The following is a 384-nucleotide window of genomic DNA, read 5'->3' on the forward strand; positions in this document are numbered from 1 at the left end:
ACAGGTTATAAAATCAAAAATATTCTTTAACGCAGCCTTATTTATAAATTCACATCCACTTTAATAATACCTTGGTCATGTTTATCTATGCCTATATAGCGTAAGGTTTCGGCGGGGGACGTATGATGATAAATGTCCTTTATAATGGAGATCGCTATGCCTTTCCGATACGCATGATATCCAAATGTTTTTCGAAGGGTGTGCATTCCAATCTTTTCTATTATTCCCACTTCTTCTGCTGCTTTATGGATAATCCGATAAGCCTGCTGGCGAGTAATCGGTTGATTGTTTTTTTTCGACTTAAACAAATAGTCATTTTCAGTGAATGTCAGGCTGCTCAAATATTTTTCTAGCTCGATGTGTATGGCATTATTTATATAATGC

The 384-nt window shown here is 35.7% G+C and carries 1 protein-coding gene; it reads right to left on the minus strand.

Going from position 1 to position 384, the window contains the following annotated elements:
• Positions 1-41 precede the first annotated feature (41 nt).
• Positions 42-384 (minus strand): tyrosine-type recombinase/integrase (locus V7124_RS17605; RefSeq protein ID WP_335491560.1); only part of this gene is annotated, 343 nt, incomplete at its 5' end.

The organism is Neobacillus niacini, from assembly GCF_036961885.1.
Taxonomy (GTDB): domain Bacteria; phylum Bacillota; class Bacilli; order Bacillales; family Cytobacillaceae; genus Neobacillus; species Neobacillus niacini_H.